Below are 17,004 nucleotides of genomic sequence, written 5' to 3' on the forward strand. Positions count from 1 at the left end.
CGAATTCAGATTAAGCCAATGATATAACGGGCCTCAATTTACTTTATGTTCCGATCCCGGATCGCTTAAGACGGAAGCACCGGATGTCGCTGGAACTATCTGCTACAACTCGGGTTTATTGGCGCGGCGGATCAGCCGACGCCTATTGAGGCCTTCTCTCAGGCGAGATAGTTGGAGATTGCGTTGCGTGTCATTGAGTACACAAGTTCGGTCGATGCCGATGATGTAAACCCAGTCCTCCGACCTACTGCAGCACAGACAGCAGCCGCACTCATCGACCTAATTGTGCATTCGAACAGATCTCGCGGATATGTTTCATTGAGTGAAAACGGCGCCACTAAGGTTGCCGCCGCTGTTCGCTGTCTCGATCCCGAACTCGAAATCGTGGTTCTTCCCCCCTGGGATTGCCTTCCTTACGACCGCGTGCCTCCATCCAGGCAAGCAATGGGACGGCGCATGGACGCGCTTAGAGTCTGGTTACAGCCATCCGAAAACCCCAGGCTATTTATCACTTCATTAGATTCTGTGCTTCAGCGCGTTCCACCCATGCCCTTCATACAGAACAGCTCGTTCAAGCTTGCAGCCGGAGGCGCTTTCGATCGGGACTCGTTCGAACGTTTCGTCCGCCAAACTGGATATCTAGAAGACGGCATTGTCGATGAACCCGGCGAACTTGTATTCCGGGATGATGTGATCGACATTTTCCCTGCAGGCGCATCGAAACCTATGCGTATCGCTCTCACAGAAGATTCGAAAGTGGCCGAACTTCGGTGGTATGATCCCATCACGCAAAGAACCACGAGCACTGTCGAGGAAATGGTCTTCGGCCCGGCGACGGAAGCGATTTCCCGAGACGATCACCTCAATAGCCAAGATCCACAGCCCGAAGTTTCGGAGCAGAACCTTCTTCAGCTTTACGGAAAATTGCAGTCAGTCTTTGAAATGTTGGGTAAAGTTGACATCGCCTTTGAAGACGGGGCTGACGAGCGGTTAAGCAGCTACCTCGATATTATCGAGGACGCCCGCCAAGCGCGCCAGCGTTTTGATGGCGAGGCCGTTGAACGAGTGCACTCACTTTATCTTGGGCCGTCCGAATGGGCTGATGCGTTGGAAACCATTGCTAGGATAGAACTTGATCTGGGACAGGCGCGCTCGCTTCCAAGGTTTGCTGACGCTTCAAATCCCCATAGAGCGTTGATCGATTTTGTGAAATCAGAAAAACGAGCGGGCCGCTCCTTTGTTTTCGCCGGGGGCGGCCAAACGTTTGACGGTATCAAGCGTCGGCTAGAACGTGAGACAGAGACCATTTTTAGGCGGATCAGCACCTGGACAGATGTCCAGGTTGCCGAACCCGGTGCGCTGTTGGTGCTGGATTGCCCTTTGGATAATGGTTTCGCATCAGCCACTCTCAACGTCGTTACCGTGAAGGACGTCCTTGGTGCCCTCGCCGGGACCACCGATAGCGTGGCACGGCTTACGGAGCCCCAACTGCGGCTGGACGATGTTGTCGTGCATGAAGAGCATGGAATTGGCATCTTCAAGTCCTTGGAAAGCGTCACAGTCGACGGGATCACGCGAGACGCTGCCCGGCTCGAATATCGCGGCGGCGCCTCACTTCTCGTACCGATCGACGAGTTTGGAAAACTTTGGCGGTATGGATCAGAGCCGGACGCCGTGACTCTCGACCGGTTACATACTGAAGCATGGTCTAAGAGACGGGCTGTCATTGACAAGCACATTCGCGCTGTCGGCCGGCACCTATTGAAACTTGCGAAGAAGCGGCAGGAGGAGAAGGCGGAGCTATTCGTGCCGCCTCGGGGAGACTATAGCAAATTCGTTCGCCGCTTTCCGTATGCGGAGACAGTTGATCAAGCTGCGGCGATCGAAGCCGTTCTCAAGGATCTGGCCTCCGGGACCGTCATGAGCCGGTTGATTTGCGGTGATGTTGGATTTGGAAAAACAGAAATAGCGCTACGTGCTGCAGCGGCAGTGGCACTGGCTGCCGGCCAGGTCGTCATCATTGCACCGACCACAGTGCTCGTCCGACAGCATTTTACCACATTCGAGCGCCGGTTCGCTGGTACTGGAATCCAGGTGGCAATGTTGTCCCGAGTGGTTGAGCCGAAAAAAGCCGAGCAGGTGAAAGCAGGCATCGCTGATGGTGACATCGGAATCATTGTCGCGACGCAAGCAATACTGGCCAAAGATATTTCCTTCAGACATCTCGGGCTTTTGATTGTCGACGAGGAACACCGGTTCGGGGCCCGAGAAAAGCAAATAATGAAGGAGATGGCACCGCTATTGCACACGCTCACCATGTCAGCGACGCCGATCCCCCGGACATTGCAGGCTGCGATGATCGGCGTTCAGGATGTCAGCATTCTTGCGACGCCTCCTTCCAAACGCCGGCCAGTCCGGACAACCCTAAGCACGGCTGATCGAGCCTCGATGCGGGTCACCCTGATGCGGGAATATCGCCGGGGCGGTCAGAGTTTTCTCGTCGTTCCACAAATTGAGGACATTGGGCCGGTCGAGGAGATGCTGGGTGAGATCGCTCCGGAACTTTCTATACGTGTTGCTCATGGCAAGATGAAAGCCGAGTTAATGGATGAGGTAATGGTCGGGTTTGCCAATGGCATTGGCGATGTCCTTCTGTCCACGAACATCATCGAGAGCGGTCTCGACGTTCCCCGGGCGAACACGATCTTCATCTGGCGCGCCGATAGATTCGGGCTGGCGCAACTGCATCAACTCCGCGGACGTGTTGGGAGAGGTAAGGCCCAAGGAATGGCGTATTTTCTTACGGCGAATAATGACGACATTTCCGAGCAAACAAGACTGCGGCTATCGACCATGGTGGAAAACGATCGTCTCGGCGCTGGGTTGGCGATCAGCATGCAAGATCTTGACCTTCGCGGAGCTGGAGACATTGCTGGTTCCGACCAAGCAGGCCACATGAAGTTGATCGGCGTTAGTCTGTATCAAAAGCTGTTAGAACGGGCGATGAATGCAGCAAGGAAAGAAACAGTGATTACCGCGAGGCCGGTTGTTCTCAATCTCGGCATCGCCGGAGTAATCCCGGCCGACTATGTGGCGGATGGGGAAGTGAGGCTCAATCTTTACGCTAGACTGCTCCGAGCCTCGCAAACTAGCGAGGTAGATGGATTTGCGGAGGAGTTCGAGGATCGTTTCGGTGAACTACCTGAGGAGGTATCGATTCTGTTTCGCCTGACCAAGCTGCGGATTGGCGCGAACGGTTTTCATATGGGCAAGCTTGATGGAGGACCGCTGGCGATGGCGATAAGCTTTGTCCAACGGCCCACTCAGAAGATGTTCAAGTTGCTAACGCGGTCACATCCGGCAGTGCTTCGGGAAGGCCGTCTGATTTACACACTGAAAACGAACAGTAGTCTGGAAAGGATAGCCTTTTTCGAGGAACTGTTTGAAGGCATCTGATCATCCCGACACGCCGTCTACGAGCTACGCACTTTCATACGAAGGACGCTTTTCGCCGCGTGCGCGCACGGTGTCCCGGCCGGCCGCATCATCTTCGATTTCACAAGATGAAAAACTGGACATTGGTCATGTCCTAACCCTTTTGAACACTTACCAGGCGATTTATTCAAATCGGCAATCGACGGTTTTGGGGTAGGCCACGCGCGGCTCAATCTGTATGCGAAGTTTCAGCCTGATATCGTCCAGCTAGAGATGGAGTTATCCGGGGCATTGACCAGGATCAAGCGAAGCTCGCCGTGCCTTGCCATGCTGGACGAACTTGGCGTCGCGGCCACCTGCGAAGGCGTCGAGAAAACGCGAGCTTGCCACGCTTAAGGAACTCGGGGCACGATACATCCAGGCTACGTGCTGGCGCGCCTAAGCTTTGAAACACTTCCAAAGCTTGCTTTGGCCTGATCGGCGGTTTCCGGGGTTCGATAATATTCTCATATTGAACTAAAGACTTTTCTCCGCGTTGTGTCGCACACAGCGAGGAGCGCAAATGGCATTGCACGACCAATCGACCGCGGATCTTCACGGGGATACCCCATCTGCCTTTTCAACTAAGGGGTTCGCGGACCGCAAAGAACTTGCGTCGTTTGCATTTGAGCGAACCCGAATGCCGATGGTGGTTGTGGATGCCAGAGCGCCGGACCAACCGATTGTACTCGCCAACTCTGCGTTTCTCAAACTGACTGGATACACGGCCGACGAGGTGATCGGTCGAAACTGCCGCTTTTTGCAGGGACAGGGCACATCGCCCCTTGCCATTGCAGCGATACGCTCCGCCATTCGGGAGGAGCGGGAGGTCACTGTTGAAATTCTCAACTACAGAAAAGGCGGGGCACCGTTCTGGAATCAACTACACACCAGCCCTCTGCGGGCCGATGATGGAACGGTCGACTACATCTTTGCATCGCAGATCGACGTCACGGAGCGCCGCCGCATCGAGCGGCTGGAGGCGTCCGAACACCGGCTTCTGAAAGAAGTGGACCATCGCGCCAAGAACGTCATGGCAATCGTCGATAGCATCGTCAGACTCAGCAATGCTGAAGATCCCAAGAGGTATGCCGCCGCCATACAGATGCGCGTCCAAGCGCTGGCGCAGGTTCACACTATGCTCGCGGAGTCTGGCTGGAGCGCGGTCAGGCTGGAAGAAGTTGTTCGTCAGCAAGTAGCACCGTTCGCCGAAAAGAGGCTGACGGTTTTTGGTCCACCTGTCATGCTGCCGTCGCCGTTGGTTCAGCCACTTGGCCTTGTTTTGCACGAACTTGCTGTCAACGCGACCCGTCACGGGTGCTTACGGGCGCAGGAAGGTACCGTCGCCATCCAGTGGGAGCCGTTGCCGGACGAGTCTGGCTTCGAACTCGAATGGGTGGAGGCTGGGCCGCCTTTGGAGTCGGCGGAGCGCAGACCCGGTTTTGGGTCTATTCTTGTCACGGCGATGATAGAGACACAGTTGAAGGGTCGCGTGCACAGGACATGGACAGACAACGGATTGGAACTGCGCTTATCCGTTCCCCTGTCCGGTTCCAGTATGTAGGCTGGGATCAGATGCTACTCGGGTTCGGTTCCAAACCAGGACTACAGGACAATGTCGCGGGGGTAACGTTGAAATAAAGTAATGGCTCGATTTCACCGCTCGGATGCGAATCTAAGCTTTACCACCTGAATATGACGGGACCCCGCTGCGATAGCGATTGAATAGCCCCGAGTTTCGTGGACACCCTCGGGTTAGGTTTTCTGCTGTTTTTCGAACTCAACAGGTGACAGCATTCCGTTTCTGACATGTTTGCGTTTCGGGTTGTAGAACATCTCGATGTAGTCGAACACGTCCTGCCTGGCTTCGTCTCGTGACCGATAGACTTTTCGCCGTATCCGCTCGCGCTTCAGCAGATTGAAGAAGCTTTCTGCTACCGCATTATCATGGCAATTACCGCGTCGGCTCATCGAGTGAACCAGGCTGTGGTGCTTCAGGAACGATGCCCAGTCCATGCTGGTGAACTGCGATCCCTGATCCGAATGCACCAGAACCTTTTCCTTTGGCTTTCGCCTCCAGACAGCCATCAGCAGTGCCTGAAGCACGACATCCGTTGTCTGACGGCTCTGCATCGACCAGCCGATAACACGGCGGGAATAGAGATCGATCACCACCGCGAGATAGGCGAAGCCTTCGTTGGTCCGGATGTAGGTGATGTCGGTGACCGACGCCTTGTCGGGAGCAGCAACGTCGAATTGACGGTCCAGAGTGTTGTCGATGACAATGGAAGGCCTGCCGCCGTAAACTCCGGGACGGCGCTTGTAGCCGATCTGAGCTTTTATCCCGGCAATCCGCGTCAGACGCGCAACCCGGTTGGGGCAGCATGTCTCGCCGTGATGGAGCAGGTCGTCATGAAGCTTGCGATACCCGTAGACCTTGCCGCTCTCTTCCCAAGCCGTCTGGAGCAGATCGATCTGCCGCTTGTCCTCAAAGGCACGCTTGCTCAAGGGCATCCGAAGCCAAGCATAAAACCCGTTGGGATGGATGCGCAACAGGCGGCACATCGTGCGCACCGAAAACAGCGCCTGATGCTTTGCAACGAACGCGTACTTCACTTTGCATCCCTGGCGAAATACGCGGTCGCTTTTTTTAATATGTCGCGCTCCTCGGTGACACGCGCCAGCTCCTTTTTGAGCTGCCTGATCTCCTCGGCATGGTCGTTGCCCGGGTTGCCAGACGCCAAGGAGAACTTCTTCTTCCACTCATAAAGCGAGTGCGGGCTCACACCCAGCCGCTGCGAAACCTCCGCAACCGGATAGCCCCGTTCCGTGATCTGACGCACCGCGTCGCGCTTAAACTCTTCGCTGAAATTCGATTTGCTCATGGTGATCCTCTTGCCTCAAAATTAGGAAAGAAGGCGTCTACAAATCTCGGGGCTATTCAGATGTCGCGCGTTTGTAGCAGCACGGACCCCAAGGCGCTCCTCGAAAAAAGGGGCAACAATAGAAAGCAAAATAGTCCCGATTTTGGTCGATGCGCGGGTTTATGCCGGGCGTATTGTCCATGCACCGGTGAAGTGTATCTATTTTGGCATAGATGCCGTCACTCTGAAAAAAGCTACGATTTAGATATTTAATCGTTGAAATCAGATCGTGTCATTCGGGCCATTTCGGCGAGGAACTCGTCGGACGACGTGGTCGGCTCTTCGCGGACGGATCCTGCCGTGAGGGCTGAATTCGGCTTCAGTTTTTGCCTGCGCCGCTCCTCCCGGACTGCCTGATAGAGCCGACGCATTTCAGCCATGTCTATCTCGTGATTTACCCAGCGTTCGGCCAGCGCTAAGAAGTCTGCATCGTCCGCGATGGATCGGCCCGCGACGCTTTTAAAGTCGATCAGGTTCTGAATTTTGGCCCGGCGGCTTTCGATTGTCATCCGTAACTCTGTTAGCACTGGAAGGCCCGCCGGAGCGGGCCTCGTATTTCATCATGCGGAGGGTTATCAAGCAACCTTCTTCTTGCCAGCCTTAGGGTTTGCCGAAGCCTCACCAAGCTGGGTGAGCAGCTCGTCGGTGGTGATTTCCTCTTGGAGATTGGCGTCGAGCAAGGCAACGGCTTCTGTGTATCCAAGCTGTTCAGCCCAGGACTTCAGGGTACCGTAACGCGCGATCTCGTAATGCTCGACAGCTTGTGCTGACGAGATCAGCCCAGCATCGAGGGCGACCGAGCCCTTGTATTCTTCCATAATTTCCTCGCCTTCGGCGATGATGCCCTGGATGGCTTCGCAGGTCTTGCCGCGGGCAGCCTTGCCGATGATTTCGAACACCTGCTGCAGGCGTTGGATTTGGCCGTCGGTTTCGTCGCGATGCTTCAAGAACGCGGCCTTGCCTTCTTCCGACTGCGCGGCGCGAGCCATTTTCGGAAGTGCTTTCAGGATCTGCTTTTCAGCGAAGTAAATGTCCTTGAGCGTGTCGAGGAACAGATCGTCAAGTGTCTTCTCAGCCATGTGGATCTCCTTTTAGCGGCGAGCTTGAAATGCAGGACTCAACCACGCTTGCGTAAAATTGTTCCCCTCGGAACCGCCAGACCTGCACGTAGTTTCAGGTGGGGAGGCAGCGACAGTACAAACTTGGAAACCGGAAAAACTTGTGCATCATAGCTGTGTCTTACCCATCATGAGTGTGGCGATGTGCCGCGCCAATGGCCACTCCTACCGCCATGGTTAGCTGTGAGCTTCCCGACTAGGGGCTGGTCCTTAAAATCCGCAGAATGGCCGTTTAGCTTGTCTGGTTACCCGCTGCGCAAGTTGGCTGTCGAGGAGGCCGGTCTACCAGGTGAACTGGCAGCTTTCGAGGCCGCAGTGTCTTACCCACGGCGTTACCTTTGCTGTGGAACCATTTCCAATAAAACCGGCTCTCGGGTTTGAGCCTAGCATTTGTAGAGCATGAGTGCGGGTGGCAGGGATATTCGTAACAGATAGATAAACCGGAGCGACATGAAACAGAATTGGCCGAAACAAATCTGGATTGTTCGTCATGGTGAAAGTGCCGGGAATGTTGCCCGCGACGCCGCAGATTTTGCTGGACATGCACACATCGATATCACCGAACGGGATGTCGATGTACCGCTAAGTACGCTTGGCCAACAGCAATCTGACGCGCTAGCAGCATGGTTCGGCGGCCTAAAGATATCAGAACAGCCAGATGTTATATTGGCATCACCCTATAAACGGGCACTGCGGACCGCCGAAACCATCGCCCAGCAGCTTTCAGAGCCGGCAAAGCTCGCCGTGAGCCTGGACGAGCGGCTGCAGGAGAAGGAGTTCGGCATCCTCGATCGATTGACACGTCGTGGGATCGAAGAGCTTCATCCAGATCAGGCTGAGTTTCGGCGGATCATGGGAAAATTCTATCACAGGCCGCCGGCGGGCGAGAGTTGGTGTGATGTGATTCTTCGACTACGAAGCATGCTCGATACGATCAGCTTGCATTACGCCGATCAACGCGTCTTGATCGTCGCTCATCAGGTGGTCGTTTTGTGCATGCGTTATATCATTGAGAATCTGTCTGAAGAGCAAATTCTGGAGATTGATAGGCAAGGCGACGTGTCGAATTGCGGGGTTACCGAATATGTCGCTGAAACCGGCAAGGAAGTCGGGGGGAGCCTGATCTTGAAGCGCTACAATTTCGTGGCGCCGCTGATCGAGGCTGGAGCGCCGGTAACGGCTGAGACAGATGCTAACGTGGCTGCTCGATGATGAACTTTCAAATCATCGACTCCAACATGCTCACGTCCCTTCCGCTGCCGCAACCAGCGGAAGGAAGCAAGGAAGAGCGCGGTCGGGTCTGCATTATCGGTGGAAGCACGGAAGTGCCGGGAGCTGTCCTTTTGGCTGCCCTGGGCGCAATGCGCGCCGGGGCTGGAAAACTTCAGATCGTCTCCGCAGAAAGTCGGGCCGGAGCTCTCGCAGTTGCTATGCCTGAAGCGTTGGTCATCAGCCTGCCAGAAACGCCAAATGGGGGTCTCCAGTGTGCGCCCTTCCAGTCCAGCGCTTCCAGGTGGGCCGACGCGAATGCGCTGCTTGTGGGCCCTGGAATGGTAGAGGAGCCTGATTGTCACGAGATACTGAAATGTCTGCTTGACACTGCCAACGCAGCCAACATTGTCGTGGATGCCGGGGCTTTTCCCCGAATCACCGAACTCGGCGACAGTCTGTGCAAAAGGGTGGGGCGCATCATCATCACCCCGCATGCCGGAGAGATGGCGAACCTGCTAAGTTTAGACAAAGAGGTCGTCGAAGCCGATCCCGCCTCAGCTGCTTTACGATTGACGCAAGAGTTTGGATTGGTGGTTGTGATGAAAGGTAGCCAGACCATCGTCACTGCACCGGACGGGAACTGGCGTTACACGGGCGGTGGCGTCGGGCTGGCCACGTCTGGCTCAGGCGATGTCCTTGCTGGCATTATTGCAGGATTATTAGCGCGCGGAACCAAACCCGCAGCTGCGGCCATATGGGGCGTTTTCCTTCATGGCGAAGCAGGCTCAAAGCTCGCCAAGTCGGTTGCCCCGCTTGGATTCTTGGCTCGTGAGATTCCCGCCTTTATACCCCAGCTTATGATCGATGCTTCGCTCAAAAAGTAAACGCATTCTCGCCGCATTCCCCTTGCGATTTCGAAGCGTACGTCGCCTTCACAATGCCTTTGGGTGTGACCATTCCGTTGTGTGAAAAAACGGCCGTTTTAATACCTTTGGGGTCGCTGAATCAGTTCTTAACCTCCGTTTCGGAAATGATTTTGTCCCGTGTGCACCGAGAGCGACTGTTGCTTTCTCGATGCACGGCGATAAAGTATCGAAATTCAACGCTACATCAGCTTCAAATGAAATTCGGCAAGATCCCCATTGATGATGTCCGCATGCACTATTGACGCGATTTGGAGCCGATCATGACACTGCAGCCGCGGCGGCGTAAAGCGATCTGTTAAGCGCCTGTCACGCGGATCGCACGGCGCGGAACTTTCTCACTCTTGCGTGCGATCCACATGTCTGATCGGAACACCACCGCCGATGGCCATTGCGGGAAAGGTCCAGAAACAGCCATCCGCAATTTGGACCCTGACATGCCCGGATGGGGCGACGCTCACCCTTGGATGTCAGCAACTCTGCGGCTACCCAGCCGATACGGTCGGCGGTCGCATCCAAATGCTCTGCAGGTGAATGCTGCCATTCGATCCTGCCTGCCACACTGAACAATTTTCGTTTCGTCTGAGCGCTCTGTACCACATTGTTGAGGAGTGCCAGATCTGCCTCGCCGACCGAGCTCTCCTCCGATTCCGTCAGAAAAATGCGATGCAGGGCCTCTCGCAGTGCTCTTGCGTGGATCAGTTCTTTTTGAGCTTTGGAGGGCGATTTCATTGCGTTCGACCGCAGAACGGTGCGCTCGTCCTCGTCGATCAGATCGACGCGCCGCGCCCAGGTGACCAGATCATTGGGAGTGTTCAAGAAATCGGGACCCCAGCGCTCACTGCGGCAGTCGACCGTGTTGACGAAGTCGAGGGCTGGGTGGCCGCCAAGTAGACTGATATCGGCGATGGTCTTCTGATTTGTCATTTCTTCAATATCGGATGAGGGAACGATTTGGGCAAGAGGGGGTTGTAACGGTCTATATACTATTTATCCGTTACAAAGATTGGAACTGCCATGACCCTGGACCTCAACAAAAACCAGCTTCGCTTTCTGATGCTGTGCATTATCTGGGGAAGCACATGGATCGGAACCAAGGCAGGCATCGAAATTGTGCCGCCCCTCTTATTTGCCGGGACCCGTTTCACTGCGGCAGGCGTATTGCTGCTGCTATATGGGTGGGCCCGGGGCGAGGCAGCGACCTTCAAAGTTGGGGACAGCATCCGTTTCGTCGCCGTCAGTATGTTGATGATCACCCTGTGTTACGCTCCGTTGTTTTGGGGCATGCAGTATATCGATACTGGCACTGCCGCCGTCCTCGAGATGTCGCTGACGCCTATCGCTCTTTTGTGCTTCGCTCTGTTGTTGCGCGAGGAGAGTCTCGACGTAAGGAGGATTCTGGCGATCTTGCTTGGGGTCTCGGGGCTGATCATTCTCTTCTGGCCATCGGCGCCAGATGAACATGTATCGAAGCCGGAGGCCTTTGCTGGCGCGAGCCTCTGGGGCGGATTGGCGGTCGCATCGGCGGCGTTCACTTATGGATACGGCTCAGTGCTGGCACGGCCACTGCTGCGATCCTATCCGGCCCTGTTCGTGGCGGGCATCACGACGTTGGTCGGCGGCATCGCCTTGCTGGCCGCAGCACTGCTGTCAGAGCCTGGTGCACTTTCCGCGCTTTCAGGCAACTGGGGCAAGATCGCCTGGACCGGCTGGTTCTTCCTGGTCATCTTCGGCTCGCTCATCGGCTATACGACCTATATGCGGCTGCTGAGGGATATCGGCGCATCGCGTGCCGGCAGCTATGCCTTCGTGTCGCCGGTGATCGCCGTCGCACTCGGTGTGCTCTTCTTTTCCGAACAGGTTACCGTCTTCGACGTGGTCGGCATCATCGTCATGCTGATTGGCGCATATCTGGCAATGGCGGAAACGTCAGTGAGGAAACCCACAGCGCTTTGAAATGTGAAAACCAAACATAAATCAGACGGCAACAAAAGGGACGTCGAACCCGCCACGCCGTTCATCCCTGGAAGAATGTTTGACTTTATTGCGCGACCTTGCTCGGGCGTTTAAAATCTCCCTATGGCGGGTACATTAATTGCCTGATTCATCAGCCAAAGATAGTCGAGAAAGGACCGATCCAACGGAGCATTGAGCTACATGATTGGCGCCGTCGGCGTCCTTATACCTGAGCTCTTGGTGTCGAACGTCCATAATCCGGCATACGATCTTTCTCCGAGGGAAAAAGACCCGCTGGAGCGCGGCCAGCCACCTGATGGCGCGGGAGGGAGACACAGGCGTGTCGTTCCAGCGGCTGAGGAACTGGCTGGCCCTAATTTTGTGACTCTATAGGGGATTAATCTTTGCACTGTGTCGGTAGAATGCCTTTGGCGGCCATCAAGATGTCAAGGTCGTTCTCGGATGGCCCAGAAACCTCGAAAAGCCTGCGTGCGTCTGCTGATGATAGCCCGTACTTGAACGCAAACTCATCAATTGTCAGCGACCTGCCTCTCGTCGGACGGTTTTTTAGTGATTTGTTTTGCATTTTTTCACCTCTCGACCGAGAGATGTTGCAGGGCTGAAGCCAGTCAATACAGCTCGTGTAGATTTTTTGCACCAAACCGAATTGACTTCAGTACGCATTGAGTTACCCGCCAAATTCACGACTGGTGGATGTGCCAGATCGTCATATTGCTTTTGTCTTGGCATGGCCCCTCTCAAACGATGATGAGGAGCCAATCTGCCAGAACGGCGCTTGCGAAAATCGACCTTAAATCCACATCCAAGACTGTCCCGGAATTAGCGGAATCGCTGTCCCGAAATTAAGTGAAACACGTAACCAGAGATTTCTGGGTTCTTTGGCACGTCGCTTATGGCCGGTCGAGGTTTGAACAAGGTTGGAGTATCCTGGCTTATCCGAAAATACTTGGTTACGCCTACAGCAGTTCCGCAACGGTGTTCATTCGACCAAGCTCTGGCTAGGCAAGTTTAACAAGGAACTTCTGCCCTCCTGACTGGTTCTTCCTCCATTCAACGGAGAAAGACCATGGGCAATACCCTACCGACAGACGGCGCACCCGGAACAACCGATCAGTCACCACGTTGGGAAGGTCCGGAGGAAACGCGGCCACGGGGCTATCTTCCCGCGAAAGATAATCCCGATGTGGATCGGGATGCTTTGGGCGAAAACAATCAGGACCCCGAGCGCAATACCCCCTCCGATGCCCTCAAGATCAAGGAAGACGCCAAGGGCCAATACGCGAAATCTCGCGCTGATGGAGATAGCACGGGAGTTGCCAGTGCCAAGCCGACTGTGGTGACAGGATCAGAAGACGTAACCGGCCATCGCACTCCGCCGGGCGAAACGGCACCAGACAAAGATTGGGACGTCAATTTCGACGAAACGGAAAGAGATCGCTCCCGCGAGTAGTCGATGGCGGCCACGACATCGGGTCCGGAAGAGCCTTACCTAACGAACGAGATCCGGGCAGTCAGACCGGGACCGATCTCTTGGTTAGCGGCCAGAATCGAACAGCTCCGACCATGACATAAGTGCGCGATCTGATGGGACAGCGACCTGACGCCTAGTCATTTCACCTCGCTGCCCCGTCAACCTTCATCCAAGTTAGCGACCATTCATGCTCGCTGCCCTCGGTGTGGGTATAGAGGCCGTGGTTATGCACTTTGGCCTCCAGAGTGGTAAATTCGGGCGGGCCATGCCGGGCAAATCCATGACGCGCGAATAGTCTCGAAGCTCATCCAAAGTGGTGACGTGCTGAACGTCCTGGCGCCCACGCACGTTAATCGTCCAAGCGTAGATGGTCTCGGATTCTCCTTGCCTACGCGCTCGTGAATAAAGGCGCTCTTCGTTCCTGTCTTTCGGGTCGTCATGCGCATGGGCGTACACACCCGCAGATTTCTCAAAACCTCTGATTGTTTCAAGCGTTTCCCAGCCGTCGCGGTCGCTTCCTCCAAGATCATTTGCAAAGGACCGTCAACTTCTTCCTGGCAGACCAGATGACGGTCCTTGTTAGATACTGGATATTTCTGTTTGTCGACCATCGCAGGCTCCTCCAACATGGAGACCCTGACCGGGTTTGGATTGATCCGGCTATCTCTTTGGCGGAGAATCTGGCTTCTCAGCCATGCGCAACTCCCGCAGGCGCTGAGTTTTCTGCTGATCGGCTTCGCGACGCTCCCTAATCGCTTCCTGGGCTACAGCTTTTGATTGGTCGAAGTTTCCGAGTGCCGATGGTCCGCGCTTGCGTCTCTGTCTCGATTCTTCCATTTCATGCCTCCTGTGCTTTATTTGGCCACCTTCGCTTTGGCCTGTGTGAGTGCAGTGATTAGTTCTTCTGGGATGCAGGGCTTTGGCAACCAGATACCATCGTGGAAGTTGGGATCGGCGTCCTCCTTGCCTGAGCCAGAGCAAATGACGAACGGCACACCTTTGTTCCTCAGAAGCGTTGCCACACTTGAAGACGGTCCGTCCTTTAACTGAATATCTAAAAGGGCAACGGCAGGGGTTTGCGATTGAAGCCATTCCTCAGCGGCGGCACGGCTTGATATAACTGTAATCTGCGTAAACCCAGCCCGCTCAGCGTAATGCTCATGGTCCATCGCGATGAGCGGCTCGTCTTCGAGTATGAGGATTGATTTACTTACGCTGGTGCTCATAGCGCCTCCTTCCAACACCGTAGGATGTATCGCAGGAGACTATCGAACTACCGGATCCGATTTTTGGCAATAAAATATTTTAATAGGTTGGGAATCGTCGCCAGGTTGGCCGTCCAAATGAATGCGGTCAGTTAACGGAGTTGTTGACGTTCACCTTGGCGACAACGTTGCCTTGGCTGTCGGCAATCTCAACGCCCTTGTACTTGGTGGCACGACCGCCGGCCATATCGTCAGACGCCATTTCCGAAAGGCTTGACTGTGCGTCGGCCTTCGCTTTTTCCAGATCGGGGAAGTTTATGCCTTCATCATCCCGTTCAGTGCCGTCGGCGGTAATCAGGTGGAAAAAGTAGTGCGGCATGCAGTGCCTCCAACCGGTCCAAATGACCGCGCACCGCGGGCCAAGTTGGCTTGTGCTGGCTGGGGATTGGCAACAGTGCCAGCAGCGGTCAACTTGACGGCGCATGTTTGTTCCGGGCGATTTTCTGGTCATTCGGTGGATTAGATTCGGGTAGCGTCGCCTTATCTCTAGCCCTCTAAAAAGAGGCGTGTCTTAGCTTCCCGTCATTCGTCCAAGCGCTAAACTCGATCTCCGCGAATTGCCAAGTTTGAGGCAGCTGCTCCGAAAGAACTCCGTCTCGCGTTGAGGATGGCGTTTTGGACCGGACAGCGCCAGGGCGCCCCTGCACGCCCTATGGAACGCCTATGATGGTGAGAAGCTGAAGCTGCGACAAGATAAGACTGGCGTGAGGGTAGCAGTGCCATCGGGCAGCCACTTCGTGAGCCATTGGCCAGGACAGTTAGAGTCGCCCCGACTATTTTGGTAAATGCGCGTGGGAAGCCGTGGGCCTTAGAAGGGTTCAGAGCATCTTGGCGGATTGCCAAAAGGCCGACATCGTCGGGCTGACATTTCATAATCCAAGAGGAACTGCAGGAACTCGGAGAGGCCTCACTGGCTGCACTACAGCTGAGATCGGTTCTCTAACAGACCTTAAGCTCTCCGACGTGGACGCAGTTCTCGACGCCCACTATTTTGTAGATAGGGCTTACCTAGCCGCAGACACCATGAGGAAACTAGAAGGTTACGTGACTATGACGTGACATGGCCGTGACATCATGCTCGCAGAGGCCAAGAACCCTGTAATAGTACTTGCAAACCCCCTAAATTAGTAGTGGTATATGAACACTCTTGGGAGAGTGAGGCAGTGCATTCCATATTGCAGGTTTTATATTGTGAGCCATATTACGCCGCCATTTCCTGCCGGGAGTGGCGGCATTTTTTTTGGCTAGCTGGCCGGCTTAGCCGCCCTGATATCTTTGACGGCGTCTTCAAGAGCAATCAGCGCCATCATCGATGGCCCAGCCAGAAGCTACGGCAGCAGAGACGATCATGTCGATCAGAGGATGGATAATTTCTTCGGACTCCATGGTGCGCTGCATCTCTCCTGGCTCGTGTGTCGGTGCGGAAATCTGCATTCTTAATCCACATTTGGGCACGCTCTTTGCCAACCACCGCTAAAGCGATCTCCTTGTCGGTGGCGAAGAGGGGCAACTTATTTAGAAGGTCGGTCACGGCGTTCGACCCGCAAGCGCACTCCGGGGCCGTTCCCGTGCGCGTCGATGTAACGCCCGCTGCCGCAAGGGCTGCCTGAAGCGCATCCACGGTCTCCTTCAATTCTTCCTCTACCTCAAAGCGGGATACGGTTCCGGGAGCTAACTTGGCTAACTTTGCGAGATCACGGAAATCAAGATCGATAGCAACGTGAGCCATCTTGCACTTCCGAGAAGACAGGTAAGCGCTGTTGCCGACCTCTCCCTGCGATCCATAACGCGCCGGCCACATTGTTCAAAGCCGTCGATCTCATCCAGTTCGAAGATGCTGCGGGCGCCGTGCAGGAACATCCATGTCTGGCGCGATAATCCGACGCAGACGGATTACAGCGTGGACGTTGATCGCTTCAATCCCAGCCCGCTCGCACTCGTCATTGCTGACGTCACTATCCGGAACGCGATTGGCCAGGACATTATGAGGGTAGCGGCTTAGCCCTACCGCGTTCCGCCTGTCGTTCCCGCATGTCCGGCAGGTTCCCCCCGTCGCTGTCTCCTCATGGTGGCGGGGCTTTTACGAGGCGGCTTCACCAGCCCCAGTACGATCAGTCACCACCTCGGCGCACCAGCGCAGCCGATCGCAAGCCGTCATCCCAAGGGTGGCGGCTTTTTGTTCGGCCCTCTGCATCTTTTGGCTGCTGGTTGCGTTGAGTGCCTGCAACACATGGGAGCCAGAATCACAATGCGCGGCACATTCAAAAAAACGGGAACGAGAAATCTCTCAGGCTCTGAAAATGAGCTGGAGGAATATTTTGCTGAGCTAGAAGCCGGGGAACTTGATTCTGATCAAGTCGATGGACCAAAAAACGGTACGTCCCGGCTGAGCGAGATGGAACAAGCCCGTCGGCTAACTGCTTATGTTACACACCTTCGTGGGAAGGTGGCGGAACTCTCGAGCCGCGGCCTTGGACAACCACGGCGCTTCGTCCCGAACGAAATCATCGGTCTAGCTGTTTTGGTCGGAATGGTGGCTGGAGTCGGGTTTTTGGCGCGCCGATTGCTGCGGGCTGCCTAGGCCGTGGACTCATAACGATCTGATCCAAATTCTTACTGCTGCCAATTTGACGGCGGCGA

At 55.2% G+C, this 17,004-nt stretch carries 15 protein-coding genes; 8 read left to right on the forward strand and 7 right to left on the reverse strand.

Annotation, left to right across the window (positions count from 1 at the left end; all coding sequences use genetic code 11):
• The first annotated feature begins 318 nt into the window (after positions 1-318).
• Positions 319-3,456, forward strand: coding sequence for a DEAD/DEAH box helicase (locus ASD32_RS09420; protein ID WP_060637773.1), 3,138 nt, complete (start codon positions 319-321; stop codon positions 3,454-3,456).
• 541 nt (positions 3,457-3,997) lie between these two features.
• Positions 3,998-5,038: a PAS domain-containing protein gene (locus tag ASD32_RS09425; protein WP_060637774.1), complete on the forward strand. Its 1,041-nt coding sequence runs from the start codon at positions 3,998-4,000 to the stop codon at positions 5,036-5,038.
• Positions 5,039-5,229: 191 nt separating this feature from the next.
• Here the strand turns inward: ASD32_RS09425 and ASD32_RS09430 are convergent.
• The 3 genes from ASD32_RS09430 to ASD32_RS09445 form a co-directional block, all read right to left on the reverse strand.
• A protein-coding gene (locus ASD32_RS09430; protein ID WP_156383118.1) for an IS3 family transposase occupies positions 5,230-6,359 on the reverse strand; the annotation gives its coding sequence in 2 pieces (ribosomal slippage) (positions 5,230-6,116 and positions 6,116-6,359; 1,131 coding nt in all).
• A 248-nt stretch (positions 6,360-6,607) separates the two neighbouring features.
• Positions 6,608-6,907, reverse strand: coding sequence for a hypothetical protein (locus ASD32_RS09440; RefSeq protein WP_156383119.1), 300 nt, complete (start codon positions 6,905-6,907; stop codon positions 6,608-6,610).
• A gap of 66 nt (positions 6,908-6,973) precedes the next feature.
• Complete coding sequence (locus tag ASD32_RS09445; RefSeq protein ID WP_060637778.1) at positions 6,974-7,477, reverse strand: ferritin-like domain-containing protein; 504 nt, start codon at positions 7,475-7,477, stop codon at positions 6,974-6,976.
• A 489-nt stretch (positions 7,478-7,966) separates the two neighbouring features.
• Between ASD32_RS09445 and ASD32_RS09450 the strand changes: the two genes are divergently transcribed.
• Both ASD32_RS09450 and ASD32_RS09455 read left to right on the forward strand, forming a co-directional pair.
• Entirely contained in the window at positions 7,967-8,728 is a 762-nt protein-coding gene (locus ASD32_RS09450; protein ID WP_060637779.1) for a histidine phosphatase family protein, read from the forward strand.
• On the forward strand, positions 8,725-9,612 hold the full coding sequence (locus ASD32_RS09455) for an NAD(P)H-hydrate dehydratase (protein ID WP_060637780.1): 888 nt from the start codon (positions 8,725-8,727) through the stop codon (positions 9,610-9,612). The genes ASD32_RS09450 and ASD32_RS09455 overlap by 4 nt, the downstream gene beginning before the upstream one ends.
• A gap of 348 nt (positions 9,613-9,960) precedes the next feature.
• Here the strand turns inward: ASD32_RS09455 and ASD32_RS09460 are convergent, their stop codons facing one another.
• Positions 9,961-10,578, reverse strand: a complete 618-nt coding sequence (locus tag ASD32_RS09460; RefSeq protein WP_060637781.1) for an ABATE domain-containing protein — start codon at positions 10,576-10,578, stop codon at positions 9,961-9,963.
• A 90-nt stretch (positions 10,579-10,668) separates the two neighbouring features.
• On the opposite strand from ASD32_RS09460, the gene ASD32_RS09465 reads away from it, so the two are divergent.
• The 3 genes from ASD32_RS09465 (at position 10,669) to ASD32_RS29495 (ending at position 13,876) form a co-directional block, all read left to right on the forward strand.
• Positions 10,669-11,607: an EamA family transporter gene (locus ASD32_RS09465; protein ID WP_060637782.1), complete on the forward strand. Its 939-nt coding sequence runs from the start codon at positions 10,669-10,671 to the stop codon at positions 11,605-11,607.
• Between the two features lie 1,273 nt (positions 11,608-12,880).
• The gene (locus tag ASD32_RS30010; protein ID WP_162252656.1) at positions 12,881-13,078 is read left to right on the forward strand and encodes a hypothetical protein; all 198 of its coding nucleotides are present in this window, start codon (positions 12,881-12,883) and stop codon (positions 13,076-13,078) included.
• Positions 13,079-13,699: 621 nt separating this feature from the next.
• A complete protein-coding gene (locus tag ASD32_RS29495) occupies positions 13,700-13,876 on the forward strand; it encodes a hypothetical protein (protein ID WP_156383120.1) in 177 nt (58 codons plus the stop codon).
• A gap of 77 nt (positions 13,877-13,953) precedes the next feature.
• Here ASD32_RS29495 and ASD32_RS09485 read toward each other — a convergent pair whose 3' ends face one another.
• The 3 genes from ASD32_RS09485 to ASD32_RS29500 all read right to left on the reverse strand — a co-directional run bounded on the left by ASD32_RS09485 (position 13,954) and on the right by ASD32_RS29500 (position 15,798).
• A complete protein-coding gene (locus ASD32_RS09485) occupies positions 13,954-14,325 on the reverse strand; it encodes a response regulator (RefSeq protein ID WP_060637784.1) in 372 nt (123 codons plus the stop codon).
• A gap of 127 nt (positions 14,326-14,452) precedes the next feature.
• Entirely contained in the window at positions 14,453-14,683 is a 231-nt protein-coding gene (locus tag ASD32_RS09490; protein ID WP_060637785.1) for a hypothetical protein, read from the reverse strand.
• A gap of 968 nt (positions 14,684-15,651) precedes the next feature.
• Positions 15,652-15,798 carry a hypothetical protein gene (locus ASD32_RS29500; RefSeq protein WP_156383121.1) on the reverse strand — a complete coding sequence of 49 codons (147 nt, stop codon included), beginning with the start codon at positions 15,796-15,798 and terminating at the stop codon, positions 15,652-15,654.
• Between the two features lie 814 nt (positions 15,799-16,612).
• Here ASD32_RS29500 and ASD32_RS29505 point away from each other — a divergent pair.
• Positions 16,613-16,945 (forward strand): hypothetical protein, encoded by a 333-nt coding sequence (locus tag ASD32_RS29505; RefSeq protein ID WP_156383122.1) that lies wholly within the window; start codon positions 16,613-16,615, stop codon positions 16,943-16,945.
• Positions 16,946-17,004: the final 59 nt, after the last annotated feature.

Source organism: Rhizobium sp. Root483D2 (assembly GCF_001426685.1).
In the GTDB taxonomy this organism is placed as follows: domain Bacteria; phylum Pseudomonadota; class Alphaproteobacteria; order Rhizobiales; family Rhizobiaceae; genus Pararhizobium; species Pararhizobium qamdonense.

What these genes read in the sequence shown, in the direction of transcription:
- ASD32_RS09425 (WP_060637774.1), top strand. Translation starts at nt 3,998, where the DNA reads ATGGCATTGCACGACCAATCGACCGCGGATCTTCACGGGGATACCCCA.
- ASD32_RS09440 (WP_156383119.1), bottom strand. Translation starts at nt 6,907, where the DNA reads ATGACAATCGAAAGCCGCCGGGCCAAAATTCAGAACCTGATCGACTTT.
- ASD32_RS09445 (WP_060637778.1), bottom strand. Translation starts at nt 7,477, where the DNA reads ATGGCTGAGAAGACACTTGACGATCTGTTCCTCGACACGCTCAAGGAC.
- ASD32_RS09450 (WP_060637779.1), top strand. Translation starts at nt 7,967, where the DNA reads ATGAAACAGAATTGGCCGAAACAAATCTGGATTGTTCGTCATGGTGAA.
- ASD32_RS09455 (WP_060637780.1), top strand. Translation starts at nt 8,725, where the DNA reads ATGATGAACTTTCAAATCATCGACTCCAACATGCTCACGTCCCTTCCG.
- ASD32_RS09460 (WP_060637781.1), bottom strand. Translation starts at nt 10,578, where the DNA reads ATGACAAATCAGAAGACCATCGCCGATATCAGTCTACTTGGCGGCCAC.
- ASD32_RS09465 (WP_060637782.1), top strand. Translation starts at nt 10,669, where the DNA reads ATGACCCTGGACCTCAACAAAAACCAGCTTCGCTTTCTGATGCTGTGC.
- ASD32_RS09485 (WP_060637784.1), bottom strand. Translation starts at nt 14,325, where the DNA reads ATGAGCACCAGCGTAAGTAAATCAATCCTCATACTCGAAGACGAGCCG.
- ASD32_RS09490 (WP_060637785.1), bottom strand. Translation starts at nt 14,683, where the DNA reads ATGCCGCACTACTTTTTCCACCTGATTACCGCCGACGGCACTGAACGG.
- ASD32_RS29500 (WP_156383121.1), bottom strand. Translation starts at nt 15,798, where the DNA reads ATGCAGATTTCCGCACCGACACACGAGCCAGGAGAGATGCAGCGCACC.
- ASD32_RS29505 (WP_156383122.1), top strand. Translation starts at nt 16,613, where the DNA reads ATGCGCGGCACATTCAAAAAAACGGGAACGAGAAATCTCTCAGGCTCT.